Here is a 26,735-nt window from a genome sequence, read left to right as displayed (position 1 = left end):
TCCACGACGACCGAATGCGGATAGTTTGTCGTCCTACTATCGGTAAACCAAGCGCTTGTCGGGCATCTCATGTTCTGTCGGTGCCCCGGTGCACACTCTTCACCATGACCGAGGTCAGCTTCACATTGTTCGACACCCCGATCGGGCGCTGCTCCATCGCCTGGGGTGCGAACGGCGTGGTGGGGGTCGGCCTGCCCGAGCCGACCGACCTGCGCGCCGAGGTGCGCATGCGTCGGCGCTGGCCCGACGTCCGCCGGGACAAGCCGCCGCAGCCGCTGGCCGACGCCATCACGCGGATCGCGGCGCTGCTGGGTGGAGAGAAGAGCGACCTGAGCGACGTCGAGGTCGACTGGTCCGAGGTGACCGAGTTCGACCGCTCCGTCTACGAGGTCGCCCGCACCGTGCCGCCCGGCAAGACGATCACCTACGGCGAGATCGCCAAGCAGCTCGGTGATCCGCTGGCCGCGCGGGCGGTCGGTCAGGCGATGGGCAACAACCCGTACCCGCTGGTCGTGCCGTGCCACCGGGTGCTGGCCGCGGGCGGCAAGCTGGGCGGGTTCTCCGCGACCGGTGGCGTCGAGACCAAGCGCCGGATCCTGGTGATCGAGGGCGCCCTGGAGCCGAACCTGTTCGACGAGTTCTGAGTAACGCGGTTCACTGGTGGCATGCCGCTGACCAAGATCGCGCTCGAGGAGCACTTCCTCGATCCGCGGGCCGCCGCCGACGTCCTCGCCGACCCCGACAAGCTCCAGCGCCTCTCCGACGGCGGCGGCGTCATGCCCGAGTACTACCGCCCGATCCTGGGCCTGCTCGGCGACTTCGACGACCAGCGGTTGTCCACAATGGACAAGTTCGGCATCGAGTGCGCGGTGCTGTCGCTGACCGCCCCCGGCATCCAGCTCGTCGAGGGCACGGCCGACGCGATCGCGATGGCCCGCGACGCCAACGACCTGCTCGCCGAGCAGGTGCGCAAGCACCCCGACCGCTACCGCGGCTTCGCCTCGGTGGCGTTGCAGGACCCGGCCGCGGCCGCCGAGGAGTTGCGCCGCTGCGTGGGCGAACTCGGGTTCGTCGGCGCCATGGTCAACGGCTACACGGCCACCGGTGACGGCGGCGACGCCTACCTCGACGACGAGCGGTTCACCGGCTTCTGGGAGGCGGTCGCCGACCTGGGCGTGCCGGTCTACCTGCACCCGCGCCCGGCGCCGCCGACCGACCGGCACGCGATCGCCGGCCACCCGCAGCTGGTCGGCGCGACCTGGGGCTTCGGCGTCGAGACGGCCACACACACGCTGCGGTTGATCTTCAGCGGTCTGTTCGACCGGTTCCCCGGCGTGCAGTTGGTGCTCGGCCACCTGGGCGAGGGCCTGCCGGCGCAGCTCTGGCGCACGCAGTACTGCTACGACCTCAACCCGTTCGACAAGCGCATCGAGAAAACCCTGCCGGAGTACTTCGCCGACAACATCCACGTCACCACGAGCGGCAACTTCAGCGACCAGGCGTTGATCACCGCGCTGCTGACCGTCGGCGGCGACCGGGTCCTGTTCTCCGTCGACTACCCGTACGCCGACACGGAACTCGCGACCACGTGGCTCGACCGCGCACCGATCAGCGAGAGCGACCGGCGCAAGATCGCCGGCGGCAACGCGCGAAGGTTGTTCGGGCTGTGACGGCGCGAGTGCATTCCGTAGGATCGTGACCATGGCAGGCAGCGCCAACATCCGGGTCGGCAGCGCGGAGCGAGAAAGCGCATTGCATGCCCTGGCCGAGCACCTCACGGCGGACCGGCTGGACGTGGCCGAGTACGAGCAACGCTGCGCCGCGGTGACGGCCGCCCGCACTCGCGCCGATCTGCTGGCGGTTTTCGACGACCTGCCGGTCCCGCACCCGAAGTGGGATCCCGAGGAGCTCGAACCGGCCACCGCGCCGGAGCAGTCCCCGCTGATCGACAACAGCCCGGCCCGGCTGAGCCGCCCCATCGTGCTCGCCCTCGGCGCGATCATGATCGTCGCGGCCGTGGTGGTCGCCGCCGTGACGACGACGTGGTGGGCCCTGCTCCCGGCCCTGCTGATCATCATCGTGATGTTCCTGACCAACTGACCACCCCGGGGCGTGTCCCCCGTTCCGGCCCCGCGTGTCCCCCGTTCCGGTCCCCCGAGTCCCACGTTGAAGGTGGGACACACCCGACCCGAATGTGGGACACACCCGGCCTGAGCGTGGGACACGCCCGGGCCGGGGTCAGGTGGTGCGGACGCCGGTGAAGCTCTCCGCCAACCCGGTCATCGCCGCCGCCATCAGCGCCGCCAGGTCCTGCGACTCGTCGCGCAGCCACTGCTCGTACGACGCGAGCGCCACGCCGAGCGTCGCGTACGCGATGGTCTGCGGCCCGAGCGCGTCCACAGGCTGGTCGAGCCGTTCGGCCACGAACTCGGCGACCACCTGCCGCCAGTTCGCGTACCGCAGCGTCGAGTGCGCCTGCAACGCCGGCACCTGCAGGATCAACGCCATCCGCCGCCGGTGCCACGGCACCTCGGCCGCGGGCACACGGTTGAAGTCGACGAGCGCGGCCCGCACCACGTCCATCAGCGGCTGGTCCACCGGGTAGGCCCGCAAGTCGGTGCGCAGTTGGTCCAGTTGCTCGTCGAAGGCGCCCCACGGGATGTCGTTCTTCGACGGGAAGTACCGGAAGAACGTGCGCCGCCCGATGCCGGCCGCGCGCGCGATGTCGTCCACCGTGGTCGCCTCGAAACCCTGCGCGGCGAACAGGTCGAACGCGACGTGCTCCAGTTCGGCGCGGCTGGTCACCGGTTTGCGGCCGCCGCGCGCGGGCGTCGCGGAATCGTTTCCGTACAACCGAGCCTTCCATTCGGCACCGAGTGCCATTACTCTAGCGGTGTGTCGCCGATCACTGGCTGAGGAGCATGCCATGGACGAGGAACCGGTCGAGGTCGAAGAGGAACTCCTCGTCGAGGACGTGTCGATCGACGGCATGTGCGGTGTCTACTGACTCTCCGGGGTTCGACCCGGCGGCGCCCTACCGGCTGAACCCGAGGGTGGCGCTGCGACCGGAACCCTTCGGCGCGCTCGCCTACCACTTCGGCACGCGCAAGCTCAGCTTTCTCAAGGCTCCCGCGCTGGTCGAGCTCGTCCGCGACCTCGAAGCGCATCCCACGGTGCTGGCCGCGGTCGATCACCTCGCCGCACCCGAGAAGGACCGCTACCTGCGGGCCCTCGCGACGCTCGCCGAGACGGACATGATCGTTCCCGCCTGACCTGCGAAGGGACGCGCGGATGAAGCTGGTCGACCAATTCAAGAAGGGCTTGTCCGCCCCGATCTGCCTGACCTGGGAATGGACCTACGCCTGCAACCTCTCGTGCACGCACTGCCTGTCGTCGTCCGGGCGGCGTGACCCCAAGGAGCTCACCACCGCCGAGATCAAGGCGGTGATCGACGAGCTGCAGCGGATGCAGGTCTTCTACGTCAACATCGGCGGCGGCGAGCCGACCGTGCGGCCGGACTTCTGGGAACTCATGCACTACGCCGTCACCCACGACGTCGGCGTGAAGTTCTCCACCAACGGCCTGCGCATCACGCCGCTGCGGGCGCGCCAGCTCGTCGCGACCGACTACGTCGACGTGCAGATCTCCCTGGACGGCGCGACCCGCGAGGTCAACGACGCCGTGCGCGGGCCCGGCTCCTACGACACGGCGATCGCCGCGATGGCGAACCTCGCCGACGCCGGGTTCGCGGGTTTCAAGGTCTCCGTGGTGATGACCAGGCAGAACGTGCCGCAGCTCGGCGAGTTCAAGGCCATCGCCGACCGCTACGGCGCGCAGCTGCGCATCACCCGGCTGCGGCCGTCTGGGCGCGGCGCCGACGTGTGGGACGACCTGCACCCGACACAGGGCCAGCAGCGCCAGATCTACGACTGGCTGGTCCGCCACGGCGACAACGTGCTCACCGGCGACTCGTTCTTCCACCTCAACGCCCTGGGTTCGACTTCGTTGCCAGGCTTGAACTTGTGCGGCGCGGGCCGGGTCGTGTGCCTGATCGACCCGGTCGGTGACGTGTACGCGTGCCCGTTCGCGATCCACGACGCGTTCCTCGCGGGCAACGTGCGTGAGGCCGGCTTCGGCCGCGTGTGGCGGGAATCGCCGCTCTTCGCGCAGTTGCGCGAGCCGCAGTCGGCCGGCGCGTGCGCGAGCTGCGGGGAGTACGACGCGTGCCAGGGCGGGTGCATGGCGGCGAAGTTCTTCACCGGGTTGCCGCTCGCCGGGCCGGATCCCGAGTGCGTCAAGGGAAACGCGCCGACGACCGGCCTCGCCATCCCGGCTCAGGGCAAGGACCACTCGCACCGCAAGCGGGTCGCGCTCGGGATGCCCAGCGTGCCGGCGAAACCGTGCGACCCCAGCCCGCTGGCGGTGCGGTGATCACCGATCCGGTGACGCTGGCCGGTCGGCAGGCCCCCAGCCGGGTGCTCTTCGGTCCACATGAGACGAACCTCGGGCGTGGCCGCGCCTTTTCCGACCGGCATGTCGCCTACTACGCGCGACGCGCCCGCGGTGGTGCCGGGGTGATCGTGACCGAGACGGCAAGCGTGCACCCGTCCGACTGGCCGTACGAGCGGGCGCCGCTGGCCGCCGAGTGCGGACCGGGCTGGGCGGCCATCGCCTCGGCCTGCCAGGGTTCGCTTGTGCTGGCGTCGTTGGGGCACAGCGGGTCGCAAGGCTCGCCGGCGTTCGGGCAGCAGGCGTTGTGGGCGCCCTCGCGGGTGCCGGACGTGGCGAGCCGTGAGCTGCCGATGGCCATGGAACAGGCGGAAATCGACGCGTTGATCGCCGGGTTCGGCGCGGCGACCAAGCTGGCCATGGCGTCCGGTGTGGACGGTGTGGAGCTCGAAGCGGGCCAGTTCTCCCTGCTGCGCCAGTTCTGTTCGGGGCTGACCAACCAGCGCGATGATCGATATGGCGACAAATCCACCCTGCTGCACGAGGTGATCGCCGTGGTGCGGGCGTCGGTAGGCGACGGCGTGCTGGGGTTGCGGCTCTCGTGCGACGAGCTGGCACCGTGGGCCGGGATCACGCCGGACCAGGGCGCCTCGCTGGCGGCTTCCGTGGCCGATGCCGTCGATTACTTGGTCGTCGTTCGTGGCTCGGCCATGGGCACGTCGGCGACCCGCCCGGACTTCCACACGCCGCCGGGGTTCAACATCGAACTGTGCCGCCAGGTCCGGGCCGCGGTGGCCGGTCGGTGCCCGGTTGTGTTGCAGGGCAGCGTGATCGACCCCGCGATGGCCGAAGAAGCCCTCGACGGGGTGGCCGAGCTCGTCGAGATGACCCGGGCGCAGATCGCCGAGCCGGACCTGGTCGCGTTGTGGCGGGCCGGGCACGGCGCGCGGATCCGGCCGTGCGTGCTGTGCAACCAGCGGTGCCGGGTGCGCGACAACCGCAACCCGATCGTCAGCTGCGTCGGCGAACCGGCGAGCGGCCACGAGACCGAGGACCCGCCGATCACGCCGGCCGCCGCCCCGCGAGACGTGCTGGTGGTGGGCGGTGGACCGGCCGGCCTGGAGGCGGCTCGGGTGCTCGCGTTGCGGGGGCACCGGGTGGAACTGGTCGAGCGTTCGGACGTGCTCGGCGGGATGCTGCGGCACGCGCCGGGCCGGTTCGCCGCGCTCGCCGACTGGTTGGCGGCCGAGATCCGGCGGCTGGGCGTCACCGTGCGGACCGGCGCCACCGCGGACCCGGGCGACCGGCTGGTGGTGCGAGCGGTCGGGTCGGTGCCCGGCCCACGGGCTTACGACGTGGCCGAGGGCGCGGTCGTGGTGGAAGCGGTGGACGTGCTGAGCGGTGCGGAGTTGCCGCCGGGCGCGGTCGCGGTGCTCGACCCGGTCGGCGACGCGGTGGGCGTGGCGGTGGCCGAACGCCTTGCGGGGGCTGGACGTTCGGTCGCGATCGTCAGCCAGGACCAGGTGATCGGCACCCAGCTCGCGCTCACCGGTGATCTGGCCGACGCGAACGCGCGGCTGCAGCGCGCGGGTGTGCGCCTGGTGAAGCGCAGCAAGCCCCGGGCCGTGCGCCCTGGTTCGGTACTGGTGGAGGACGTGTTCACGGCCGAGCAGAGCAACGTGCCCGCCGAGGTTGGGGTCCACTGTGGACATCGATTGCCCGCCGACGCCGACGGCGTCACCGCGGGTGACTGCGTTGCGCCGAGGACCGTCTACGAGGCGATCCTCGAAGGCAGGCGGGCCGGTGCGTTGCCGTGAGCCGCTTGCGTTACCTGTTCTCGCCGTTGCGGGTGGGCCCGCTGGTGCTGCGCAACCGGATCGTGTTCGCCGCGCACCTGACCAACTACGCGGTCGACGGCCTGCCGTCCGAGCAGCACGCGGCCTACTACGCGGCCCGCGCGGCCGGAGGCGCCGGGTTGATCATCACCGAGGAGCACTCGACCCACCCGACGGACTGGCCGTACGAGAAGCTGATCCACGGCCACCACCCGCAGGTCGTCCCCGGTTACCGGCGGATCACCGAGGCGGTACACCGGCACGACACGCCGATCCTGGCCCAGCTCAACCACAACGGCGGGCAGGCCTCGTCGATGTACTCGCGGTTGCCGGTGTGGGCGCCGAGCGCGGTGCCGGACCCGATGTTCCGCGAGGTGCCCAAGGCCATCGACACCCGCGAGATCGCCGAGGTGGTCGCCGGCTACGCGACGGTCGCCGGGCATTGCGCCGAAGGCGGCTTCGACGGCGTGGAACTGCAGTGCTCGCACTCGTCGATCGTGCGTGGCTTCCTTTCTCCCACAACGAATGTGCGCACCGACCGCTACGGCGGTCCGCTGGCCAACCGGGCGCGCATCCTGCTGGAGATCGTGGCCGCGGTGCGCGCGGCGATTGGGCCGGACCGCGTTCTGGGCGTGCGCATCTGCGGTGACGAACTGATCGAGGGTGGCACGACGATCGACGAGGCCGTCGAGGTCGCGCGCATGGTTGAGGCCAGCGGGCAGGTCGACTACCTGAACACGTCGATCGGTGTCGCTACCGCGAGCCTGTTCATGATCGAGGCGTCCATGGCCGTCCCGCCCGGCTATGCCTTGTTCATCGCCAACGCCATGCGCAAGGCCGTGCGCCTGCCGGTCGTCGGCGTCGGCCGGATCAAGGATCCCGTGCAGGCCGAGCGCGCGCTCGCGGCCGGGCACTGCGACCTGGTGGGGGTCGTGCGCGGGCAGATCGCGGACGCGGACTTCGCGGCCAAGGCGCGGTCCGGGCACGGCACCGAGATCCGGACTTGCTTGTCCTGCAACCAGGAATGCGTCGGCCGGATGGGCCTGAACCGCTGGCTCGGCTGCATCGAGAACCCCCGCACCGGGCGCGAGGCCATCGACCTGCCGATGCCCCGGCGCCGAGATCTCCGGGTGCTCGTCGTCGGCGGTGGTCCGGGTGGCCTGCAGGCGGCGTCGACGGCCGCGCAACGCGGGCACCACGTGACGTTGTTCGAACGGGCCGAGGATGTCGGCGGGCAGGTCGCGGTGGCCGCGCGCGTCCCCGGCCGGGCCGAATTCCTCGACGTGGTGCGGAATCTGCGCGCGGAATGCCAGCGCTACGGCGTGGACGTGAAGACCGGCACCGAGGCGACGGCGTCGCTGCTGCTGGCCGAGTCCCCGGATGCCGTCGTGCTGGCGACGGGCGCTCGCCCGCTGCGCCCGTACTGGGCCGGGTCGAGTGCGCGCGTCGTGGATGTGCGGGACGTGCTCGAGCAGCGCTGCGCCCCGTCCGGACGCGTGCTCGTGGTGGACGACCTGGGCTTCCACCAGGCGACCAGCGTGGCGGAGTTGCTGGCCGACCGTGGCTGCTCGGTGCGGATCAGCACGTCCGGGATGGTCGTCGGCCAGGACCTGGGGATCACGCTGGACATGGAGATGTTCTGCGTCCGCGCCCACGCGAAGGGCATCGAGCTGACCACCGACGAGGTGATCACCGGCGTGGCCGAGGGTGTGCCGGCCGAGGGTGTGACCGTACAGTTGCTCAAGCACACGACGAGCGAGACCTTCGACTTGCCGGTGGACTGGGTGGTCTGCGCGACCCACCAGGAGCCGGAGGACGAACTGTGGCACGCCCTGCGTGATGCCCCGTTCGCCGTCCACCGGGTCGGCGACTGCGTGACGCCGAGGCGCGCCCATGCCGCGGTCGTCGAAGGCCACCGAGCGGCGTTGGCCTTGTGATCGGCGCCCCCGGCCGGCCACTCGCCCTTCTCGTCGTTCGCGACGGGGAGCCGCCGCTGGGTGCGGACGAGGCGGTGGCCGAGGCCGCCGGCGCGGCGCTGGTGGTCGGGTCCGGGCCGAGCGCCACCGGGCTGGTCTCGGCTCGCCGGTTGTGGCTCGCGGAGACCGGCTCGTTCGCGCCCGGGGCATTGGCCGCGGCGTTGAGCAGGCTCACGACGTGCGGGCCGATCATCCTGCCGGCCTCCCCCGACGGTCGCGACCTGGCGCCGAGGCTGGCCGCCGTGCTCGGACGGCCCCTGCTGGCCAATGCGGTGCGCGTGCACGACCACGGCGCCGAGGTCACGCGGTGGGGCGGGCAGGTCACCGTCGACTTGACCGCCGCCGGGCCCTTCGTGGCCACGTTGGTGCCCGGCGTGCGTGGGAGCGATCCGGTCGGCGCACCACCGGCCGTCGAACATGTGGACATCAAGGTCGAGCGGGGCGACGACGTCGAGGTACTCGAGACGCTCGAAGCCGATCCGGCCACCGCCGATCTCGCCGAGGCGCCGCGCATCCTCGGGGCCGGTGCCGGACTCGGCAGCCGCGGCCACACCGCGTTGCTGGGCAAGGTCGCGGCCGCGCTCGGCGCGTCGCTGGGGGCCACGCGCGTGGTCACCGACGCCGGGTGGGCGCCCTACGAACGGCAGATCGGCACCACCGGCGTCGCGGTCGATCCCGAGCTCTACGTGGCGTTCGGGGTGTCCGGCGCGGCGCAGCACCTCGGCGGGCTCGGCTCGCCCCGCGCCGTGGTCAGCGTGAACACCGATCCGTCCTGCCCCATGACCGCCATGGCCGATCTCGGCATCGTCACCGACGCGCCGGGGCTGCTCGACGAGCTGGCCGAACGGCTGGGGGTCGAGCGTGACTGAGTTCGACGTGGTGGTGGTCGGCGCGGGTCCGGCCGGCTCGGCGGCCGCGCTGGAGGTGGCGCGGGCCGGGCTCTCGGTGGCGTTGGTCGAGCGTGGGCCGTTCCCCGGGGCCAAGAACGTCTTCGGCGGGGTCGTCTACGGCCGGGTGCTCGACGAACTCATCCCCCGCTGGTGGGAACGGATGCCCGTCCAACGCTGGGTCACCCGCCGCTCCACCATGGTCCTGACGCCGACCCAGGCGTTGACCGTCGACCTGCGGGCACAGGACTGGGGCCAGGCCCCCTACAACGGCGCCACCGCCCATCGGTCCGAACTGGACAGTTGGCTGGCCGAGCAGGCCGTGGCCGCGGGCGCCACGCTCATCACGTCCACCGTGGTCACCGGCCGGTCGGCGACCGGGGTGCGGACCGACCGGCCGGACGGCGACATCGCGGCCAAGGTCGTGATCGCCTGCGACGGGGTGAATTCCTTCCTGGCCAAGGAAGCCGGGCTCTTCAAGGCTCGGGAGCACAACACGCTCGGCGTGAAGGAGACGCTCGCGCTGCCGCGGGCCGTGATCGACGAGCGGTTCGGGTTGACGGGTGACGAGGGCGCGGACTTCGAGATCATCGGCTGCACCGGCGACATCCCCGGCGGCGGATTCCTGTACACCAACAAGGAATCCGTCGGGATCGGCGTCGTGCTCGAACTCGACGGGCTCACGGCCGCCAAGGTGCGTCCCGAGGAGCTGATCGCCGAGCTGAAGGCGCACCCCGCCATCGCGCCGCTGGTGCGCGGCGGCGAGCTGGTCGAGTACTCGGCGCACCTCATCCCCGAGGGCGGCTACCGCACGATGCCCGAGTTGGTGACCGACGGCATGCTCATCGCGGGGGATGCGGCCGCGATGTGCCTCGCCGCGGGGATCTGGCTGGAGGGCGTGAACTTCGCCCTCGGCGCGGGCATGTACGCCGGCCGGGCCGCCGCGGCGGCGATCGCCAAGGGCGACACGTCCAAGGCCGGACTCGCCGCCTACCGCACCATGCTCGAGAATTCCTTCGTCCTCGGTGATCACCGCAGGCTGCGCGACATGCCCGGCCTCGTGCTGTCCGAACGGGTGCAACGGCGCTACCCCGGCCTGGTCTGCGACCTCGCGCAGGGGATGTTCGAAGTGGACAACGCGCAGCCGAAGCCCGGGCTGCGCAAGCTGCTGCGCGAGGCACGGCGGACCCACGGCGTGCGCGTGCGCGACCTGCTCAGGGACGGGATCACCGCGATGAGGTCGCTGTCATGACCTACCCGGAGCGCGACTTCGACGACCGTATGTCCACTGTGGAGTTCCGGGTCGGCGACCGGCCGCACATCACCGTCGACCAGGACGTGTGCCGCTCGTGCACCACGCAGGCCTGCGTGCACGCGTGCCCGGCGAACCTCTTCGTGCCGACGGCCGAGGGCGGCATCCTGTTCAACTACGAGCAGTGCTTCGAGTGCGGCACGTGCTACCAGGTGTGCAACCAGGAGGGCGCGATCACCTGGACCTACCCGGACGGCGGCCACGGCGTCGTGTTCCGGAAGGGGTGAGCCGGTGCTGGTGATCGCCGCCCTGCGCTGGGTCGATCCGCGCCCGGGCGTGGACCCGCTGACGGGCGCCGTGCACACCGACCCGAAGGCCAGCGGCCCGAGCGCGGCCGACGAGTGCGCGCTCGCCCACGCCCTGCGCATTGCCGGGCCGGGCCGGTGCGTCGCCGTCACGGCCGGGCCGCCGGCGGCCGAAGGGCTGCTGCGTGACGCGCTCGCCGCCGGGGCCACCGACGCCCTGCGCATCGACGACGCCGGCGCCAACACGGCGGTCGCGCTGACCGCGGGCATCCGCACGCTCGGCCCGCCGGACGTGATCGTCTGCGGCGACCACTCGCTCGACCACGGCACCGGCGCGACGCCGGCCCTGCTCGCCCACGCCTTCGGTGCCGCTCAGGCCCTCGGGCTGGTCGAACTGTCCATGGATGGCGAGCTCACCGGCCTGCGCCGGCTCGACGGTGGGCGCCGCGAGCGGCTGGCCATCCCACTGCCCGCGGTGTGTTCGGTGGAGCCGACCGGGCTGCGGCCGCCGCGGGCCTCGCTGCCCGCGGTGCTCGCCGCCCAGGCCGCGGCAATCCCCGTTGTGACCGTCGACAGTGGACCGTCAATGGTCCAGGCAGGCGAGCAGAAGCCCTACCGGCCCCGCCCGACCCACCTCGGCGCACCGGCCGGCGACGCCCACCACCGGGTGCTCGCGTTGACCGGGGCGCTGACCGAGCGGACGCCACCTCGCGTCGTGCGCCCGGCGTCGGCTGCCGAAGCCGCCGACGAACTGCTCGACTTCCTGCGCAAGCATGGTTTCCTTGAGCCATGAGCCGGGTCGCGGTGGTGACCGGGGCGGCGCGGGGGATCGGCGCCGCCGTGGTCACCCGCCTGGCCGGTGCGGGGTGGCGGGTCGTGGCCGTCGACCGCTGCGCCGATCTGCCCGGCGTGGGTTACCCGCTCGGCACCCGGGCGGACCTGGACGCCGTGGTCGCGCCCTGGCCGTCGACGGTGCGCGCGGTGGTCGCCGACGTGCGTTCCCCGCACGCTTTGGTCGACGCCGTGGCCTTGGCCGAACGCGACTTCGGCGGCCTGGACGCGGCCGTGGCGGCGGCTGCCGTCATGGCCGGTGGCCGCCCGTTGTGGGAGACCACCGACGCCGAGTGGGACGCGTTGTTCGACACCGGGGTCCACGGCGTGCTGAACCTGGCACGGGCCGCGGTACCCGCCTTGTTGCGCCGCCCGGAGCCGCGGGCCGGGCGGTTCGTGGCCCTGGCGTCGGCGGCCGCACACACCGGCCTGTGGCACCTCGCCGGCTACAACGCGGCCAAGCACGCCGTGGTCGGGCTGGTCCGCGGCCTGGCCGCGGACTTGCGGGGCACCGGCGTGACCGCGACCGCCGTGTCACCGGGTTCGACCGACACCGCCATGCTGGCCGCGACCGCCGACCTCTATGGACTGTCCGATGTGGGCGAGTTCGCCACGCACCAGCTCGTGGATCGCTTGCTGACGCCCGACGAAGTGGCCGCCGCGGTGTGCTGGCTGTGCTCCGCGGAGTCCGGCGCGGTCACCGGCAGCGTGCTGCACGCCGACGGCGGGTTCCTGGCATGACCACGCTGCGGTTGACCCGTGACGGCGGCACCCGGGTGCTGCGCGGCGGCCGGGTGCTCGTCGGTGGCGCTCCCCTGCGCATGCTCCGCCTGTCCAAGACGGGCGCCGACCTGGTGAGCCGGTGGTTCGCGGGTGTGCTGGTCGACGACACGCACCGGGCGCTGGCCCGGCGGCTGGTCCAGGCCGGGATCGCTCATCCGTCCTATCGCGACACCGGGTGGAGCACCGCGGACGTCACCGTGGTCGTGCCGGTGCGCGACCACCCGGTGGGCGTGCCCGGCGCGGTGATCGTGGACGACGGGTCGATCATCCCGGTGTCCGGTGCCGCCGTCCGGCACCCGCAACCCCGCGGCCCGGCTGCGGCACGCAACGCCGGGTGGCGGATCGCCACCACCGAGCTGGTCGCCTTCGTGGATGCCGATGTGCGGCTCACGCCCGGCTGGCTCGACCCGATCCTGGCGCACTTCGCCGATCCGGACGTCGCCGCCGTGGCGCCGCGCGTGCGCAGCCGCGCGGGCACGGGCTTGCTCGCCCGGTACGAGGCGGTCGCGTCCAGCCTCGACCTCGGCGGTGAGCCGGCTCAGGTGCGGCCCGGTGGGGTGGTCAGCTACGTGCCGTCGGCGACCCTGGTGGTGCGGCGATCGGTGCTGGACCGGCTGGGCGGCTTCGACGAGTCGATGCGGTTCGGCGAGGACGTCGACCTGATCTGGCGCATGGTCGATGCCGGGTTGTCGGTGCGCTACGAGCCCACGTCCACTGTGGAGCACGCGCCGCGGGCCAGCTGGGCCGGCTGGGTGCGGCAGCGGTTCGAGTACGGGACATCGGCAGCACCGCTGGCCGTGCGGCACGGGCGAGCGGTGGCGCCGGTGCGAATGTCGGTGTGGAGCGCGCTGTCGTGGCTGGCGGTCGCTGCCGGACGGCCACGCACGGGAATCGCGCTGGCGTTGGCAACAGCCGCGCTGTTGCCGGTCAAACTGCGCCGGGCCGGGCTGCCCCGCGGCGAACTGGTCCGGCTCGCGGTGACGGGCCACTGGTACGCCGGCCGCCTGCTCGCCGATGCCACAACGCGCTCGTGGTGGCCGATTTCCTTGGCGTTGCCGTGGTTCCGGCGTGGCCGGTGGGTGCTGGCAGCAGCCTTGGCCCGGCACCTTCCCGGCCAGGGCGGCATCGACCCGGCGCGCTGGGTGCTGCTGCGCGCGGCCGACGACCTGGCCTACGGCGCCGGGGTGTGGTGGGGCGCGGTGCGCGATCGCACGGTGCGGCCGCTGCTGCCGGACTTCACGGAGTGGCGGCCGTGAGGCTGGACTCGACGGCGTCGGTGCACGGCACGCTCGTGGTCCCGGTGGGCTCGACCGAGCAGCACGGCCCGCACCTCCCGTTCACTGTGGACACCGCGATCGCGGCGGCCCTCGCCGAGCGGCTCGCGGCGGAAGTGTCCGATGTGGTCATCGCACCGCCGGTGGCCTACGGGGCGAGCGGCGAGCACGCCGGGTTCCCCGGGACGTTGTCCATCGGCGTCGAGGCGACCCGGGTGGTGTTGGTGGAGCTGATCCGCTCGGCCGACGCTTTCGACGGTGTGGTGCTGGTTTCCGGCCACGGCGGCAACGCGGTACCCGTGCGTGCCGCGTGTGCGCTCGCCGCGCGCGAAGGCAGGCGGGTATGCGTGTGGTCACCGACGGGGCCCGCCGACGACAGCCACGCGGGCTGGACGGAGACGTCGGTGATGCTGGCCCTGCGGCCGGACGCGGTGCGGATGGACCTGGCCGCGCCAGGGGTGACCACGCCCTTGCCCGAGTTGATGGACCGCCTGCGCAAGGACGGTGTCGCGGGCGTGAGCAAGTCCGGCGTCCTCGGCGACCCGACGAAGGCCAGCGCCGAGACCGGGGAACGCATCCTGCGCCAGTGGACCGCCGACCTGGTCCGGACGGTCACCGCCTGGCGGGCTACTGATCGGCGCGGCTGATGTCGATGATGTCGGCGGCACGCACCAGCACCGCCGGCGCGTGCTCGGGCACGGTCGGCGGACGGACCGGGACCCAGACCGATCCGGTGTGGACGTCGCGCAGGGGCAGCCCCACCACGACCGCGGTGGTGATCGGCGCGGTCGGCGGATGTCTGCGACGGGCACCCGCACGTGTCGTGTAGGTGACCGTACTGCCCCTCGGGTACGTCCTGTCCGGCTCCACCGCGCCCCTTTGTCCCCGACCGTCGGGTGTCGAGGCCGATCTTGGGACCTGTGCGCCCACATCACCCGCCGAGGCCTCGATGATCACGCCTCCGGGTGACGTCGTCCGAGGTCAGGCCGGTACGGTCGCGGTCACCAGCCAGCGGTCCACGCCGCCGGCGTCGAGTGTTCCGCCGACCAACACGAGCCGCTCTCGCATCCCGGTCAGTCCGTAGCCGCGTGGCCCCTCCAGCACAGGAGCATCCTCGGGCACGGCGTTGGCCACGGTCAGCGTCACGTGGTCCGCGTCGAACGCCAACGCCATGGTGACCGGGGCGCCGGGGGCGTGCCGGGCAGCGTTGGTCAACGCCTCGCGGGCGGCGCGGACCAGCGACACCGCCGCCGCGGACGGGAGTTGTCGCGGTGCGCCTTCTACGTGGAAGTCGACCGGACCGTGATCACGCCGGTGCGCCTCGGCGAGTTGCGCAAGCGCCTCGGACAACGACGGCACGCCGTCCCGGCGCAGTGCGGCAACGGCATCGCGCGCCTCGGTCAATCCCTCGCGCGCGAGCCGGTTCGCGCGGCGCACCCGCTCGCTCGCCTGCGCCGCGTCTCCCTTGTCCAGCAACGCTTCCGCCACGTCCAGCTGCACGGTCAAGGCGCCCAGTGAGTGGGCGAGCACGTCGTGCATCTCGCGGGCGATGCGGGCGCGTTCGTCCAGCGCCGCGGCCCGGGACTGCTCCTGCTGCGCCAGCCGGGTCTGGGCCAGCAACTCCTCGGCCTGCCGGGCCCGCAACTGGTACTGCCGCCGGTTCAACCCCAGCACGGTCAGCAGCAACACCATGCCCACCGACCCGAAGACCTCCAGCGTGCTCCGGCGCCAGAGCAGGCAGCCGATGAGCGTGCACGCCTCGCAGTAGACGAAGAGCCACAGGATCAGCCGCCCGCTCGGCTCGGGCAGGGAAGCGAGGCGGCCGAGCAGCACGCAGCAGATGACCAGCGCGGTGGCGTCCGGCGCGGGCCCGACCGCCAGCGCGGGCACGACGATGCTCACCACGAGCACCGGCACCGCCCAACGCGAGCCCACCTGGTCGAGGCCGATGAACGCGAGCCAGCAACCGATGCCGATGCCGTAGACCGTCCACAAGAGAGCGTTGGCAGGCGCGGCGGTGATCACCACCGTGACCAGGATCGCGGTGCCGAGCAGCTGCACCACCAGCCAGCCCGGCGCGAGGCGGTCGATGAGGTGGTCGGTCACGAAGTTCCCTACTTGCTGCCGACTTTGCGGTAGATGATAACCATCGCGACCAGCGCGAGCAGGCCCAAGCCGACCACGATGCCCACCTTGATCAGGTAGTCGGTGATGAGTTCCTCGATCACCGGCGGTCCTCGCGATCGAGGTGGTTGAGCACCGTGCGGGTGGCAAACTTGGCGGCGCCACCCCGCCGCCGGCGCCGAGACGGGCTCTGCGCCCACGAGCGCACCACCGGCTCGACGTAGCGGCGGGCGTCGACCTGCTTGCCATTGCGCTTCAGCACGACCAGCACGGTGAACGCCGCCACCGCGAGCAACGCGATCCCGCCCGCGACGATCGCGAAGCGGACGAGCAGCAAGGTCATCACGTCATGTGCTTCCATGGCGACGACGCTAGGTGCGGGGGCGGGTGGAGGTGGACCACCCGGCGGTGGAGATCGGGGTGGAGACGTGACCGACATCCGGGTGCTGGTGGTCGACGACCAGCAACTGGTCCGCGAAGGATTGGTGGCGCTGCTCGGGCTGCTCGACGGCGTGACCGTGGTCGGCCACGCCGGCGACGGCGCGGAGGCCGTCCGGCTGGCGGCGGAGACGGTGCCGCAGGTGGTGTTGATGGACCTGCGCATGCCGCGCATGGACGGCGTGGCGGCCACGGCGGAAATCGTGAAGCGGCACCCGAGCATCGGCGTGCTGGTCCTGTCGACCTACGCCGACGACGAGTCGATCGGTTCCGCCTTGCGTGCCGGCGCCCGCGGATACCTCACCAAGGATGCCGGCCGGGCGGAAATCCTCGCGGCAGTGCGGTCCTGCGCGGTCGGACAGTCCACTTTCGACCCGGTGGTGTCGGCCCGGTTGGCCAGCGCACTGACCGGAACGCGCCCGGAACCGCCACCGGACCACCTGACCGCCCGGGAGGCGGAAGTGCTCGGCCTGATCGGTGGCGGTTCGAGCAACACGGAGATCGCCGCGTCGCTGTTCATCAGCGAGACGACGGTGAAGACGCACATCAACAACGCATTCGCCAAGATCGGCGCCAAGAACCGAGCAGACGCCGTGCGGTATGCGCTACGGCATGGGTTGGCTCAAGCCTGAGCTTGCCTTTGCTAGTTGCCCTCTATTAGGAGCTATTAGGGGCGGCTGCCGAGGGTGTTCGCCCCCTGCGGTTTATTGGATGGTCCCGTTGGTGCCGGGCTGCGTGAAGAATCGGAATATTCCACCATTCCCGGTTAGGCCGTTTGGTCGATTGTTGTGGTATGATCGAGGTATGGAGCTGGGGGAGCTTAACTCGACTGTCGCGCAGTTGCGGCGTCTGGAGTTGAAGCTGCTCGACGACATTTCCCACCTGGAGTGGAAAGAGTCCGGGTATCCCCAGTTGTGGCGGTTTCTGCAGGATGTCCTGCATCTGACCGCTCCTGAAGCCAAGCGTCTTGAACATCACGTCGAGTTGTTGTGCCCGAAGGTCGGGATCACCGGCCAGTCGATCCCGCCGCGGCTGCCTGCCGCGCGGGCGGCGATGACGGCCGGGGAGATCTCTGGCGCGCACGTCGACAAGATCGCCACCGCGGTGGAACTCGTCCCGGTCGAGCACGCCGAACAGGTCGACGTAGACATGACCGAGCTGGCTCGGGAGTTCAACCCGACCCAGCTCATCCACCTCGGTAAGCGCATCGTCGACGCGCTGAACCCCGACGGTCGCAAGCCGGTCGAGCCGACTGTGGTGGACGCGCAGAACACGCTGGACCTCTACGAACACCGCGACGGGTCGCTGTCAGGCCAGTTCCGGCTCGGCGCCGAGGACGCGAGCGTGCTGCGCGCGCTGCTCTCCCCACTGGCCAAGCCCCAGCCTCAGGATGACCGGATCCTGAGCGAGCGGCAGGGCGACGCGCTGGCCGAGATCATCGGCTTCGCCGCCGACTCCGGCCGGGCTCCGGCTGAGGGTGGCGAGCGTCCGCACATCGCGGTGACGGTCTCTCTGGAGACTCTGCAGACTCGGATCGGCCGCGCGATGCTCGATGATGGCCGCACGCTGGCTCCGGAGCAGGCCCGCCGCGTGGCCTGCGAGGCGAAACTCATCCCCATCGTCCTCGACGGCAAATCCCAGCCACTGGATATCGGGGAACCCGCCGATTGGCCGATAAACGATTGCGCAGAGCCCTCGCCATCCGCGACCAAGGCTGCGCCGCACCCGGCTGCGCGCGAACACCGCATCAATGTCACGCGCATCACATCAAACATTGGGCCGACGGCGGACCAACAACGCTCGATAATCTGGTATTGGTGTGCCCTTATCATCATCGGTTGATCCATCACACCGAATGGGCGGTGCACATGGATAACGGGCTGCCAGTATTCACCCCACCACCCTGGCTACAAGGCGCTGCGTAAATTCCTGTAACTCAGCCACCGCCGGGACGACCCGGGGAACCGCCGGCTGCCCTCGCAACGTAACCCCTCAACCGGGCCACCCCCGCCACGCAATCACCGGCACCGGTGGCAAGGGTGTTCGCCGCCACCAACCCCGAGACCAACCCAGCCACCGAGCGGCGAACACCCGCGGCAGCCGCTCCTAATCGAGGCCCACCGCCCCACCCCGAGACCAACCCCACCACCGGGCGGCGAACACCCACTCGAGAGCAACCACCCCAGAACACAAGCCACCACCCACAACAGCCACACCCGCCTGTGGAAAACCCCAGCAACAAGAGGATCAGCGGGAGTAGGCGCGAACGAAGAGGTCGGCGGCCGATTCGGCGATGCGTTTGCGGTCCTTGGCCGACAGCTCGGTCACCCCGTAAGCCGTGTTGTTCATGCCGCGGAAGGAAAGCAGGCCGAAGTAGTTCTCCACGGCGGCCACCGGGTCCGGCACGTCCAGCACGCCGCGTTCGGTGAGCGCAACGAGCTCGGTGATCAGCACGGTCGCGATCGCCGTCGGCGCCCCGGCCGCCCACATCTCGCGCAGTTCGGGAATCCGGCTCAGCTCGCCGATCATCACCCGGCGCAGGGCCGCCACCCGCTTGCTCAACACCACCGTCAGCATCCGCTCGCCGAACCGGGTCAGCGAGCCGAGCAGGTCGTCGGGGTCCAGCACGGTGGCGACCGCGTCGGCGGGCCGCAGCTGCTGCTCCCGCGCGGCCTCGACCACGGCCATGAACAGCGACTTCTTGTCCGTGAAGTGCCGGTACACGGTCTGCTTCGACACACCCGCGACCGCCGCTACATCGTCGAGGTTGGTGCGGTCGTAGCCGTTGTCCAGGAAGACCGACGTCGCCGCTTCGAGGATGGCCGCCCGCTTCTGCGATGACGGCGGACGGCCGCGCCGGGCCGGTTCGGTCGAAGTCGCCATGAACCGGACCTTATCATACGAGACGGTACAGTCTCGCTTAAGCGGCCGCGCGCAGCACGAACCAGCCGTCGACCCGCTCCCACGTCAGGGACGAGCCGGACGCCGCGAGCCGGTCGCGCAGGCCACGCAACCCGTTGCCCGCCGACGGGCTCCCCGAGCCGGCCCGGCCGTTGTCCCGCACCTCGAGCCACGACTCGCCGAGCCGGACCTCGCAGCGGGACGCGCCGCTGTGCTTGACCACATTCGTCACGCCCTCGCGCACCACCCAGGCGAACTGCTCGCGCAGCGACGAGCGCAACTCCTCCACCCCGCCCGGCAACACCGCCTCGATGCCCGCGGCACGCAACGCGGCCTTCGCGTTCACCAACTCCGCGGCCAGCGAGATCTGGTGGTACCCCGACACGGCGGCCCGCACTTCGACCAACGCCTTGCGCGACAACTCCTCCACGTCCCGCACCTCGCTGATCGCCCGCTCGGTCGCCGCGCCGGTCTCCAGCACGCGCCGCGCCAGGCCCGACTTCACCGTGATCGTGGTCAGGCTGTGACCGAGCAGGTCGTGCAGGTCGCGGGCGAAGCGGCTGCGCTCCTCGGCGACGGCGAGGTCCGCGATCATGCTGTTCGCGTCGCGCAGGCTCTGGATGGTGTTGCCGACGATCAGCAACGACGTGACCGACACGGTGACCAGCACCAGCGTCCACGTGCCGCTCCAGTCGACCGCACCGTCGGCGAGCCAGGTGATCAGCATCTGCAGCCCGATCACGACCGCGCCGATGGGGCGGCTGTAGCGCAGCGGCACGACGAGCACCGTGATCACCATGGCGTAGGTGATCATCGGGAAGTCCTTGGCGTCCATGGAGACCACCGGCAGCAACCCGCCGAGCAGCAGCATCCACGCCACGATCAGCGCCCGCGTGCGGTGCGAAGCCTGCACCCGCATCCGGGCCACCAGCACCGCGACGAAGCTCAACGCGTAAACGGTGGCCACGATCGCGAGCAGCACCCGTTGGACGATCGGGTGCGGCCCGGCCAGGTCGTCGCGCACCGCGGCGAACATGAAGAACATGAACGCCACCGGCGCGAAGAGGTTGCGCACCACGGCGTTCTGCTTGCGGTCGCGATCACGGCCGGCGAACCCCCAAGCCGGCCACTGGTTCGCGGTGAACTCGTAGGCCCGCAGCCGCGCGGCCCGTTCGGCGTCCTCGGAGAGTTGACCCTGCACAACAAGACCCTAGGCGACGCCGCCGGACCCGGCCCATGACATCTGTCATCCCGAACCCGTGACGGCCGTACCGGGGTCGTGGTCCTTTGCGGACACAGACTTCGAGCCATGCCAGTCCAGACCACACCACCGCGGACCACGCAAGCCGTGACGATCCGCGACCTGCGCAAGAACTACGAAACGAAGACCGGCACGGTCGCCGCGGTCAGGGGCGTCGACCTGGCCATCGGCACCGGCGAGGTGGTCGCCGTGCTCGGGCCGAACGGGGCCGGCAAGTCGACGACCGTGGCCACCATCCTGGGGCTGACCCAGCCGAGCGCGGGCACCGTCGAGGTGTTCGGCAAGACGCCGCGCGACGCGGTCACCGAGGGCCTCGTCGGCGCGATGCTGCAGCAGGGCAACCTGCTCGAGGACGTGACGGTCGCCGAGGTGATCGGCATGATCGCCGGGCTCCACAAGCACCCGATGCCCGCCGAGCAGGCGATGCGGATGGCGGGGGTCACCGACATCGCCGACCGCTACTGCACCAAGCTCTCCGGCGGCCAGCGCCAGCGCGTGCGGTTCGCCATGGCCCTGGTCGGCGACCCGCGCCTGCTGGTGCTCGACGAGCCCACCGCGGCCATGGACGTCGGCAGCCGCCGCGACTTCTGGCAGGCCATGCGCTCGTTCACCGACACCGGCCGCACCGTGCTGTTCGCGACCCACTACCTCGACGAGGCCGAGGAGTTCGCCGACCGGGTCGTGCTGCTGCGCGACGGCCGGGTGGTCGCCGACGGCACGGTCGCCGAGGTGCGTGGCAGCGTCACCGGCAGCGTGCTGCGCGCGGTCGTGCCCGGCGCGACGCTCGCCGACCTGCTGCGCCTGCCCGGCGTGACCGGTGGCGAGTTGCGTGGCGATCGCGCCGAGCTCAGCTGCGACGACTCCGACACCGCGTTGCGCGCGCTGCTCGTCGAGCACCCGCTGGCCCACCACTTCCAGATCACCGCGATGGGCCTCGAAGAGGCGTTCCTGTCGCTCACCAGCACCGAAGAACCGCTTGCGGGTTCGAGCATCAGCACCGAAGAACCGCTTGCGGGTTCGAGCATCAGCACCGAGGAGTCCCGATGACCGGCTACCTGACGTTGGAGATCAAGCGCATGTTGCGCACCCCGCGCTTCGTGCTGTTCGCGATCGCGTTGCCGACCCTGCTCTACCTGTTGCAATCGGGGCTGTACAAGGACGAGTCGGTGCCCGGCACCGACGTGAAGTACAAGGCGTACCTGTTGTGCGGGCTCGCCGCGTACGGGGCGTTCGTGTCGGCGCTGTCGACCGGCATCCGGATCGCGGCGGAGCGCTCGGGTGGCTGGCAGGCGCAACTGCGGCTCACGCCGTTGAGCCCGAAGGCGTACCTGCTGTCGAAGGTGGTGGTCAGCATGATCGTGGCGCTGCCCGCGCCGATTATCGTGGCCATGGCCGGTGGCTTCATCGAGAACGTGCACCTGAGCGCGGGTGCGTGGGTGCAGCTGACGTTGGGCACGTGGCTCGCGTCGTTGCCGTTCGCGGTGCTCGGCGTGCTGCTCGGCCTGCTCGCCTCGGCGGACTCCGTGCAGATCTACACGGCCGGGGTCCAGCTGGGCTTCGGTTTCCTGAGCGGTCTGCTGATCCCGCTGACCGGGTTCCCGAGCTGGGTCGCGTCCGCGGTGAAGGCGATTCCCAGCTACTGGCTGGCCGACATCGGGCACGGCGCGTTGCTGGGCAACAACAACACCGCGCTGGCGGTGCTGGTGCTGGGGGCCTGGACGGTGGCGTTGAGCGCGCTGGTCGTCTTCAGCTACCGCCGCGAAGCCGCTCTGGCCTGACCGCCTCCGGGCGTGTCCCACACTCAGGCAAGGTGTGTCCCACACTCAGGACGAGCGTGTCCCACACTCGAGTGTGGGACACACCCCGCGCGAGTGTGGGACACACCCGGCGGGAACGGGGGACACACCCGGCGCGAGTGTGGGACACGCCCGTCAGGCGAAGGGGACGGCGATGGCCGTCAGCACGAAGCCGTCCTCGACCAGCCAGCGGCCCTCGAAGCCCCGCAGCTCGACGCCGTCGAGCACCGGGCCGGGCACCAGCAGGCGGGCGGAGAACGTCCCGTCGGTGGCGAATTCCAGCGAGGCTTCCTCGAAACCCAGCCAACGCTGGGTGATCGGGAACCACGCCTTGTACACGCTTTCCTTGGCGCTGAACAACAAGCGGTCCCAGTGCACGCTGCTGGGCAGGCCGGCCAGGTGATCCCGCTCGGCCGGCAGCGACACCGCGTCCAGCACACCGTCGGGCAGCGGGCCGTGCGGCTCCGCGTCCACGCCGACCGAGCGCAACTCGGTCGCGTGCGCCACCACCGCGGCCCGGTACCCGGCGCAGTGCGTCATGCTGCCGACCACAGTGGACGGCCAGCTGGGCGCCCCGCGTTCGCCCGGAACCAGTGGCACGTAGGGAACTCCGAGTTTGGCCATGGCCAGCCGGGCGCAGTGGCGGACCGTGGTGAACTCGCGGCGGCGGTTCGCCACCGCCTTCGCCACCGCGGCCGCCTCGACCGGCAGCAGCACGGCCTCCGGCGGGTCTTCGAACGCCTCGACCGCGACGGCCTTGGCCGGCAGGATCCGGTCGATCATGCGCGCTCCACCTGTTGTGCGGCCGGGAGGATCGTGCGCACCCAGCGCTCCCGTTTCCGTCGGGCCTGCCACTCCCTCGGGTAGCCGACCGAGACCTCCTCGAACGGCACCCCGTCGTACACAGTGGACCGTGGGATGTGCAGGTGCCCGTATACCATCGCGGCGGCGTTGAACCGGGTGTGCCAGTCGGCGGTCAGGTCGGTGCCGCACCACTGCGCGAAGACCGGGTACCGCAACACGAGCGTCGGCTCGCGGCGCAACGGCCAGTGGTTCACCAGGACGGTCGGGCCTTCGACGGCGGCCAGCCTGCGCTCGGTCTCGGCCACCCGCGCCCGGCACCAGTCGTCCCTGGTCGGGTAGGGCGACGGGTCCAGGAAGTACTCGTCGGTGCAGACGATGCCGGCCTCGTGCGCCGCGGCCAGGCCTTCGGCCTTGGTGCGGGTTCCGGCCGGGCGCCACGAGTAGTCGTAGAGGGTGAACAGCGGCGCGATGGTGACCGGGCCGCCCGCGCCGGTCCAGACCTCGTACGGGTCCTCGGGGGTGACCACGCCGAGCCCGCGGCACATCTCGACCAGGTGCTGGTAGCGCGCGACGCCCTTGAGCTGCACGGGGTCGGACCCACCCGACCACAGCTCGTGGTTGCCCGGCGACCAGATCACCTTGGCGAACCGGTCGGCGAGCGTGCCGAGGGTCCATTCGATGTCGGCGACCTTCTCACCGATGTCGCCGGCGACCAGCAGCCAGTCGCCCTCGTGGTCCGGCCACAGGCCGGTGACGATCTCCCGGTTCTCGGCATACGAGACATGCAGGTCGCTCACGGCGAGCAGGCTTGCGTCGGTCACCGCACCGAGCTTACCGACCCCCGCTGGACCGGTCCTTGAGTTTCCACCAAGGACGCCGGGGTGGCGACGCGAGCAGGCCCTCGGCGATCGCCCAGGCCGCGAAGTCGTCGGCGTCCTGGCGGGCCCGGGTGGTCACGCTCTTCGGATGGCTGCGCGCGAACCGGTCGAACGCCGCCACGTACTGCTCGCCCAGCTCCTCGGCGACGTCCGGGCGCAGCATCGCGGTGACCCGCCGCCGCTTGGCCCACAAGGCTTTCGCCTCGCGCTCGAGGTCCTCGGCGGCGAACCCCGGCGGCGGGTCGCCGTCGGCCAGCAAGGCCCATAGCAACTGCGCCTGCCGAGCGGCCAGCTCTTCTCTGGTCATCGGCCCACCACCGCGCGGATGCGGGCCAGCTCGTCGGCCAGTTCGCTGTCGGACGGGTAGTCGTCGTCGCGTTCGAGCAGCACGCCCGGCGGCTGGGTGCGGTCCCGCAGCCGCGCGAGCACGTCGAGGACCTGCGGGAGGACCGGGTGCGCGTGCGTGTCGTGGTAGGCGCCGTCGTGTTCGACGCCGCCCGCGACGTGCACGTACGCGATGCGCTCCAACGGGATCTCGTCGAGGAACCTCTCGATGTCGAGACCGATGTTGCGGGCGCACGCGTAGAGGTTGGCGACGTCGACGATCAGCGCGCAGCCGGTGCGTTCGGTGAGCTCGGCCAGGAACTGGCCCTCGGTCAGCTCCGCGTCCGGCCACTCGATCAGCGCGGCGATGTTCTCCAGCGCGAGCGGGGTTTCCAGGATGGACTGGGCGGTGGTCACGTTGGCCACCAGCACGTCCAGTGCATCGCGGGTGCGCGGGATCGGCATCAGGTGCCCGGAGTCGAGGCCGCCGGCCCGCACGAAGCAGACGTGGTCGCTGACCACCGGCGCGTCCAGCGCCGCGGCCACGGCCGCCAGGTGCTCGACCCTCGCCGGATCCACCGGGTCGGCACCGCCGAGGGAGAGCGAGACCGCGTGCGGCAGCACCGGCAGGCCCTTGGCGCGCAGCTCGACCAGCGACTCGGGCAGGTGCTCGACGTGCAGGTTCTCCGCGACGACCTCGACCCAGTCCACGCCGGGCAACCGCGCCACGGTCAGGTCGATCTCGGGCCGCCAGCCGATGCCGACCCCGAGGTCCGCGAGGTCCGCGAGGTCCGCGAGGTCAGCCAGGTCAGCCACCGCAACCACCTCCGCCACCGCAGCCGCCGCCACCACCACAACTGCTACCGCCACCACAGCTGCTGCCGCTGCTGCAGTTGGAGCCTCCGCCACCCGAGCCCCCACCGCCGGAGAACGACGCCGGGACGTAGGCGAGCGCGGTCTGGATGGCCGGGTCCGGGTAGAGCGCCATGCCGCCGAGGGCGACCGCACCGGCCGCGCCCGCTCCGGCCAGCACCAGGCCCGCGCTGCCCGTCGAGGTCCGCCCGCGGTGCGCGGCTTTGGCCTCGCGCAACAACCGCCGACCCGACATCGTCGCCAGCGTGGTGTCGCGCCGTCGCAACCGGAAGGCCACGATCATCAGCGCGACCCCGGCCAGCACTTCGAGGACCAGCCAGCCCACCGGCCGGTCGTTCGCGACCCCCGCCCCCATCCGGACGACGCCGAGGAGCACGAAGGCGAGCGACAGCAGGGCCACGGCCTTGCGGCGCAGCTGAACGGCCTTCTCCGGCACGGCCAGACCCTGCTCGGCCAGCTCGCCGTTCACCTTGGTGGCCAGCGGGCCGAGCTTGCCGACCACCTGGGGCAGCCGCTTGCGGCTGGCCAGCCCGAGCACCGTGCGCTCGACCTTGTCCGTGAGCGACTGGCCCGGGATCACGCTGATCAGGCCCTTCTTGCTGACCCGGACCCGCTGCGCGGCCAGCAGCCGTGCGACCGCGCTCTCCGCCATCCGGCGCCGGCCACCGGCCAGGTACGCCAGGTGGTGCACGGTCAGGCTGGTGGACGTCGTGGCGGAGGGCCGCCCGAGTCCCATGACCTGGACGAGCCGCCAGAGCAGCCCGACCACGAACGGCGCCACGAGCAGGACCCCGTACAGCTTCAGCCAATCCGGCCCGGAAATGCCCCACGTCTGCATGGCTACCTCCCCTTCAACTCAGCCGCCGCAACCGCCACCGCCACCACAGGAGCTGCCCCCACCGCAGGAGCTGCCGCTGCAGGAACTGCTGCTACCGCACGAGGACGACGACGACCCGCCGTCGCCGCTGTACCCGCTGAACGCCGTCTGCTGCGGCACGCTGCCCAGCGCCGACACGATCTGCTCGTCCGGGAACGCGCTCAGCCCGGCCACCGCGACCGCGACGGCCACGCCGCTGCCCACCGCGAGCGGCAGGACCGACCGGTCGCCGCGGCGGGACCGGTTGACCAGGTCCTTGCCCGCCTTGGTCGTCACGTCGGCGCGCGCCGAACGCGAGAACGAGAAGCAGAAGATCGCGACCGCGTCCGCGAGGATGAACAACGGGATCAGGTACCCGATCGGTTTCTCCGCCGCGATCCCCGAGACCAGCCGGGCCAGGCCGAGCACGGCGACCAGCACGGCGACGGTGAGGATGACCTGCCGCCGTTGCTTGGTCGCGGCCCGCGGCACCAGGTAACCGGCCGCTGCCAGGTCGTCGGCCAGCGCGTCGCACGGCCGCTCCAGCACCGGCACCAGCTCACGCGCGCGCCGCGAGTGGGCGCCCGCGAAGACCGCCATCTCCACCGGCTCGCGCGGCGCCTGCTGGGACGACTGGCTCAGCTGTCCCTTGCTGTTGGTGCGCAGGTACCCGGCGTCCAGCAGTGAGGCCACCGCCGTCTCACAGACCCGCGGCCGCCCACCGGCCAGGTACGCGAGGTGGTAGACCCCGAGGCGCCGGGCGGTCCCGGTCGCCGACCTGTTCTCCTGCGCGCTCTTCCACACCAGCCCGGCCACGACCTCGACCGCGATCAGCACCCCGAAGATCGCGAGGAACGTCGGCCCGGGAATGCCCCAGGTGTCCATGTC

The 26,735-nt window shown here is 71.4% G+C and carries 32 protein-coding genes; 20 read left to right on the top strand and 12 right to left on the bottom strand.

The features are described from left to right. Positions 1-104 precede the first annotated feature (104 nt). From EV186_RS30780 to EV186_RS30770, 3 genes are read left to right on the top strand one after another with little or no spacing between them, the layout of a single operon-like run. Positions 105-644 (top strand): methylated-DNA--[protein]-cysteine S-methyltransferase, encoded by a 540-nt coding sequence (locus EV186_RS30780; RefSeq protein WP_133852966.1) that lies wholly within the window; start codon positions 105-107, stop codon positions 642-644. A 21-nt stretch (positions 645-665) separates the two neighbouring features. After that, complete coding sequence (locus EV186_RS30775) at positions 666-1,670, top strand: amidohydrolase family protein (protein ID WP_133852965.1); 1,005 nt, start codon at positions 666-668, stop codon at positions 1,668-1,670. A 31-nt stretch (positions 1,671-1,701) separates the two neighbouring features. Beyond that, the gene (locus tag EV186_RS30770; RefSeq protein WP_133852964.1) at positions 1,702-2,100 is read left to right on the top strand and encodes a DUF1707 SHOCT-like domain-containing protein; all 399 of its coding nucleotides are present in this window, start codon (positions 1,702-1,704) and stop codon (positions 2,098-2,100) included. A gap of 138 nt (positions 2,101-2,238) precedes the next feature. Here EV186_RS30770 and mftR read toward each other — a convergent pair whose 3' ends face one another. Continuing rightward, positions 2,239-2,853 carry a mycofactocin system transcriptional regulator gene (gene mftR, locus EV186_RS30765; RefSeq protein WP_243754374.1) on the bottom strand — a complete coding sequence of 205 codons (615 nt, stop codon included), beginning with the start codon at positions 2,851-2,853 and terminating at the stop codon, positions 2,239-2,241. 73 nt (positions 2,854-2,926) lie between these two features. Here mftR and mftA point away from each other — a divergent pair, with 73 nt between their 5' ends. From mftA to mftE, 12 genes are read left to right on the top strand one after another with little or no spacing between them, the layout of a single operon-like run. Next, positions 2,927-3,007, top strand: coding sequence for a mycofactocin precursor MftA (gene mftA, locus EV186_RS30760; RefSeq protein ID WP_133853125.1), 81 nt, complete (start codon positions 2,927-2,929; stop codon positions 3,005-3,007). Next, a complete protein-coding gene (gene mftB / locus EV186_RS30755) occupies positions 2,997-3,272 on the top strand; it encodes a mycofactocin biosynthesis chaperone MftB (RefSeq protein ID WP_133852962.1) in 276 nt (91 codons plus the stop codon). Before mftA ends, mftB begins: the two co-directional genes overlap by 11 nt. Before the next feature lie 19 nt (positions 3,273-3,291). After that, entirely contained in the window at positions 3,292-4,431 is a 1,140-nt protein-coding gene (gene mftC, locus EV186_RS30750) for a mycofactocin radical SAM maturase (protein WP_133852961.1), read from the top strand. Then, a complete protein-coding gene (locus EV186_RS30745; RefSeq protein WP_133852960.1) occupies positions 4,428-6,266 on the top strand; it encodes a mycofactocin system FadH/OYE family oxidoreductase 1 in 1,839 nt (612 codons plus the stop codon). Before mftC ends, EV186_RS30745 begins: the two co-directional genes overlap by 4 nt. Next, positions 6,263-8,221 (top strand): mycofactocin system FadH/OYE family oxidoreductase 2, encoded by a 1,959-nt coding sequence (locus EV186_RS30740; protein ID WP_243754373.1) that lies wholly within the window; start codon positions 6,263-6,265, stop codon positions 8,219-8,221. The genes EV186_RS30745 and EV186_RS30740 overlap by 4 nt, the downstream gene beginning before the upstream one ends. After that, a complete protein-coding gene (locus EV186_RS30735; RefSeq protein ID WP_243754372.1) occupies positions 8,218-9,129 on the top strand; it encodes a mycofactocin-associated electron transfer flavoprotein alpha subunit in 912 nt (303 codons plus the stop codon). Before EV186_RS30740 ends, EV186_RS30735 begins: the two co-directional genes overlap by 4 nt. Further along, a complete protein-coding gene (locus EV186_RS30730) occupies positions 9,122-10,399 on the top strand; it encodes an FAD-dependent oxidoreductase (protein ID WP_133852959.1) in 1,278 nt (425 codons plus the stop codon). Before EV186_RS30735 ends, EV186_RS30730 begins: the two co-directional genes overlap by 8 nt. Continuing rightward, entirely contained in the window at positions 10,396-10,686 is a 291-nt protein-coding gene (locus EV186_RS39140; protein WP_166659401.1) for a ferredoxin family protein, read from the top strand. Before EV186_RS30730 ends, EV186_RS39140 begins: the two co-directional genes overlap by 4 nt. A 4-nt stretch (positions 10,687-10,690) precedes the next feature. Next, a complete protein-coding gene (locus tag EV186_RS30725; protein WP_166659400.1) occupies positions 10,691-11,497 on the top strand; it encodes a mycofactocin-associated electron transfer flavoprotein beta subunit in 807 nt (268 codons plus the stop codon). After that, positions 11,494-12,276 (top strand): mycofactocin-coupled SDR family oxidoreductase, encoded by a 783-nt coding sequence (locus EV186_RS30720; RefSeq protein WP_133852957.1) that lies wholly within the window; start codon positions 11,494-11,496, stop codon positions 12,274-12,276. The genes EV186_RS30725 and EV186_RS30720 overlap by 4 nt, the downstream gene beginning before the upstream one ends. After that, positions 12,273-13,574: a mycofactocin biosynthesis glycosyltransferase MftF gene (gene mftF, locus EV186_RS30715; RefSeq protein WP_133852956.1), complete on the top strand. Its 1,302-nt coding sequence runs from the start codon at positions 12,273-12,275 to the stop codon at positions 13,572-13,574. Before EV186_RS30720 ends, mftF begins: the two co-directional genes overlap by 4 nt. Continuing rightward, a complete protein-coding gene (gene mftE, locus EV186_RS30710) occupies positions 13,571-14,239 on the top strand; it encodes a mycofactocin biosynthesis peptidyl-dipeptidase MftE (RefSeq protein ID WP_243754371.1) in 669 nt (222 codons plus the stop codon). Before mftF ends, mftE begins: the two co-directional genes overlap by 4 nt. Here the strand turns inward: mftE and EV186_RS39135 are convergent. The 3 genes from EV186_RS39135 to EV186_RS40240 all read right to left on the bottom strand — a co-directional run bounded on the left by EV186_RS39135 (position 14,220) and on the right by EV186_RS40240 (position 16,077). Further along, positions 14,220-14,357 carry a hypothetical protein gene (locus EV186_RS39135; protein ID WP_166659399.1) on the bottom strand — a complete coding sequence of 46 codons (138 nt, stop codon included), beginning with the start codon at positions 14,355-14,357 and terminating at the stop codon, positions 14,220-14,222. The two genes, mftE and EV186_RS39135, sit on opposite strands and share 20 nt — an antisense overlap. Before the next feature lie 216 nt (positions 14,358-14,573). Then, positions 14,574-15,698, bottom strand: a complete 1,125-nt coding sequence (locus EV186_RS30705; RefSeq protein ID WP_243754370.1) for a sensor histidine kinase — start codon at positions 15,696-15,698, stop codon at positions 14,574-14,576. A 118-nt stretch (positions 15,699-15,816) separates the two neighbouring features. After that, complete coding sequence (locus EV186_RS40240) at positions 15,817-16,077, bottom strand: hypothetical protein (RefSeq protein WP_243754369.1); 261 nt, start codon at positions 16,075-16,077, stop codon at positions 15,817-15,819. A 67-nt stretch (positions 16,078-16,144) separates the two neighbouring features. On the opposite strand from EV186_RS40240, the gene EV186_RS30700 reads away from it, so the two are divergent. From EV186_RS30700 to EV186_RS40860, 3 genes are all read left to right on the top strand, one after another. Then, entirely contained in the window at positions 16,145-16,786 is a 642-nt protein-coding gene (locus EV186_RS30700) for a response regulator transcription factor (RefSeq protein WP_243754368.1), read from the top strand. 172 nt (positions 16,787-16,958) lie between these two features. Then, positions 16,959-17,996, top strand: coding sequence for a DUF222 domain-containing protein (locus EV186_RS30695; RefSeq protein ID WP_166659398.1), 1,038 nt, complete (start codon positions 16,959-16,961; stop codon positions 17,994-17,996). Next, positions 17,921-18,079, top strand: a complete 159-nt coding sequence (locus tag EV186_RS40860) for an HNH endonuclease (RefSeq protein ID WP_424983747.1) — start codon at positions 17,921-17,923, stop codon at positions 18,077-18,079. The genes EV186_RS30695 and EV186_RS40860 overlap by 76 nt, the downstream gene beginning before the upstream one ends. A 322-nt stretch (positions 18,080-18,401) precedes the next feature. Here the strand turns inward: EV186_RS40860 and EV186_RS30685 are convergent, their stop codons facing one another. After that, complete coding sequence (locus EV186_RS30685) at positions 18,402-19,037, bottom strand: TetR/AcrR family transcriptional regulator (protein WP_133852951.1); 636 nt, start codon at positions 19,035-19,037, stop codon at positions 18,402-18,404. A gap of 37 nt (positions 19,038-19,074) precedes the next feature. Further along, a complete protein-coding gene (locus EV186_RS30680; protein ID WP_133852950.1) occupies positions 19,075-20,256 on the bottom strand; it encodes a sensor histidine kinase in 1,182 nt (393 codons plus the stop codon). A 108-nt stretch (positions 20,257-20,364) separates the two neighbouring features. On the opposite strand from EV186_RS30680, the gene EV186_RS30675 reads away from it, so the two are divergent. Both EV186_RS30675 and EV186_RS30670 read left to right on the top strand, forming a co-directional pair. Further along, a complete protein-coding gene (locus EV186_RS30675; RefSeq protein ID WP_133852949.1) occupies positions 20,365-21,363 on the top strand; it encodes an ABC transporter ATP-binding protein in 999 nt (332 codons plus the stop codon). Then, on the top strand, positions 21,360-22,094 hold the full coding sequence (locus tag EV186_RS30670; RefSeq protein ID WP_133852948.1) for an ABC transporter permease: 735 nt from the start codon (positions 21,360-21,362) through the stop codon (positions 22,092-22,094). Before EV186_RS30675 ends, EV186_RS30670 begins: the two co-directional genes overlap by 4 nt. A 153-nt stretch (positions 22,095-22,247) precedes the next feature. On the opposite strand, the gene EV186_RS30665 is transcribed toward EV186_RS30670, so the two are convergent. From EV186_RS30665 to EV186_RS30640, 6 genes are read right to left on the bottom strand one after another with little or no spacing between them, the layout of a single operon-like run. Beyond that, on the bottom strand, positions 22,248-22,895 hold the full coding sequence (locus tag EV186_RS30665) for a 4'-phosphopantetheinyl transferase family protein (protein ID WP_133852947.1): 648 nt from the start codon (positions 22,893-22,895) through the stop codon (positions 22,248-22,250). Beyond that, on the bottom strand, positions 22,892-23,737 hold the full coding sequence (locus tag EV186_RS30660; protein ID WP_133852946.1) for a metallophosphoesterase family protein: 846 nt from the start codon (positions 23,735-23,737) through the stop codon (positions 22,892-22,894). The genes EV186_RS30665 and EV186_RS30660 overlap by 4 nt, the downstream gene beginning before the upstream one ends. A 10-nt stretch (positions 23,738-23,747) precedes the next feature. Next, positions 23,748-24,101, bottom strand: coding sequence for an SCO6045 C-terminal-like domain-containing protein (locus EV186_RS30655; protein ID WP_133852945.1), 354 nt, complete (start codon positions 24,099-24,101; stop codon positions 23,748-23,750). Then, positions 24,098-24,934 carry an MbnB/TglH/ChrH family RiPP precursor modification enzyme gene (locus EV186_RS30650; RefSeq protein ID WP_243754367.1) on the bottom strand — a complete coding sequence of 279 codons (837 nt, stop codon included), beginning with the start codon at positions 24,932-24,934 and terminating at the stop codon, positions 24,098-24,100. The genes EV186_RS30655 and EV186_RS30650 overlap by 4 nt, the downstream gene beginning before the upstream one ends. Continuing rightward, entirely contained in the window at positions 24,927-25,829 is a 903-nt protein-coding gene (locus EV186_RS30645; protein WP_133852944.1) for a TIGR04222 domain-containing membrane protein, read from the bottom strand. The genes EV186_RS30650 and EV186_RS30645 overlap by 8 nt, the downstream gene beginning before the upstream one ends. An 18-nt stretch (positions 25,830-25,847) precedes the next feature. Further along, positions 25,848-26,732: a TIGR04222 domain-containing membrane protein gene (locus EV186_RS30640; RefSeq protein WP_133852943.1), complete on the bottom strand. Its 885-nt coding sequence runs from the start codon at positions 26,730-26,732 to the stop codon at positions 25,848-25,850. Positions 26,733-26,735: the final 3 nt, after the last annotated feature.

The organism is Labedaea rhizosphaerae (assembly GCF_004362825.1).
Classification (GTDB): Bacteria; Actinomycetota; Actinomycetes; order Mycobacteriales; family Pseudonocardiaceae; genus Labedaea; species Labedaea rhizosphaerae.
This window is presented reverse-complemented; position numbering and strand designations above follow the sequence as displayed.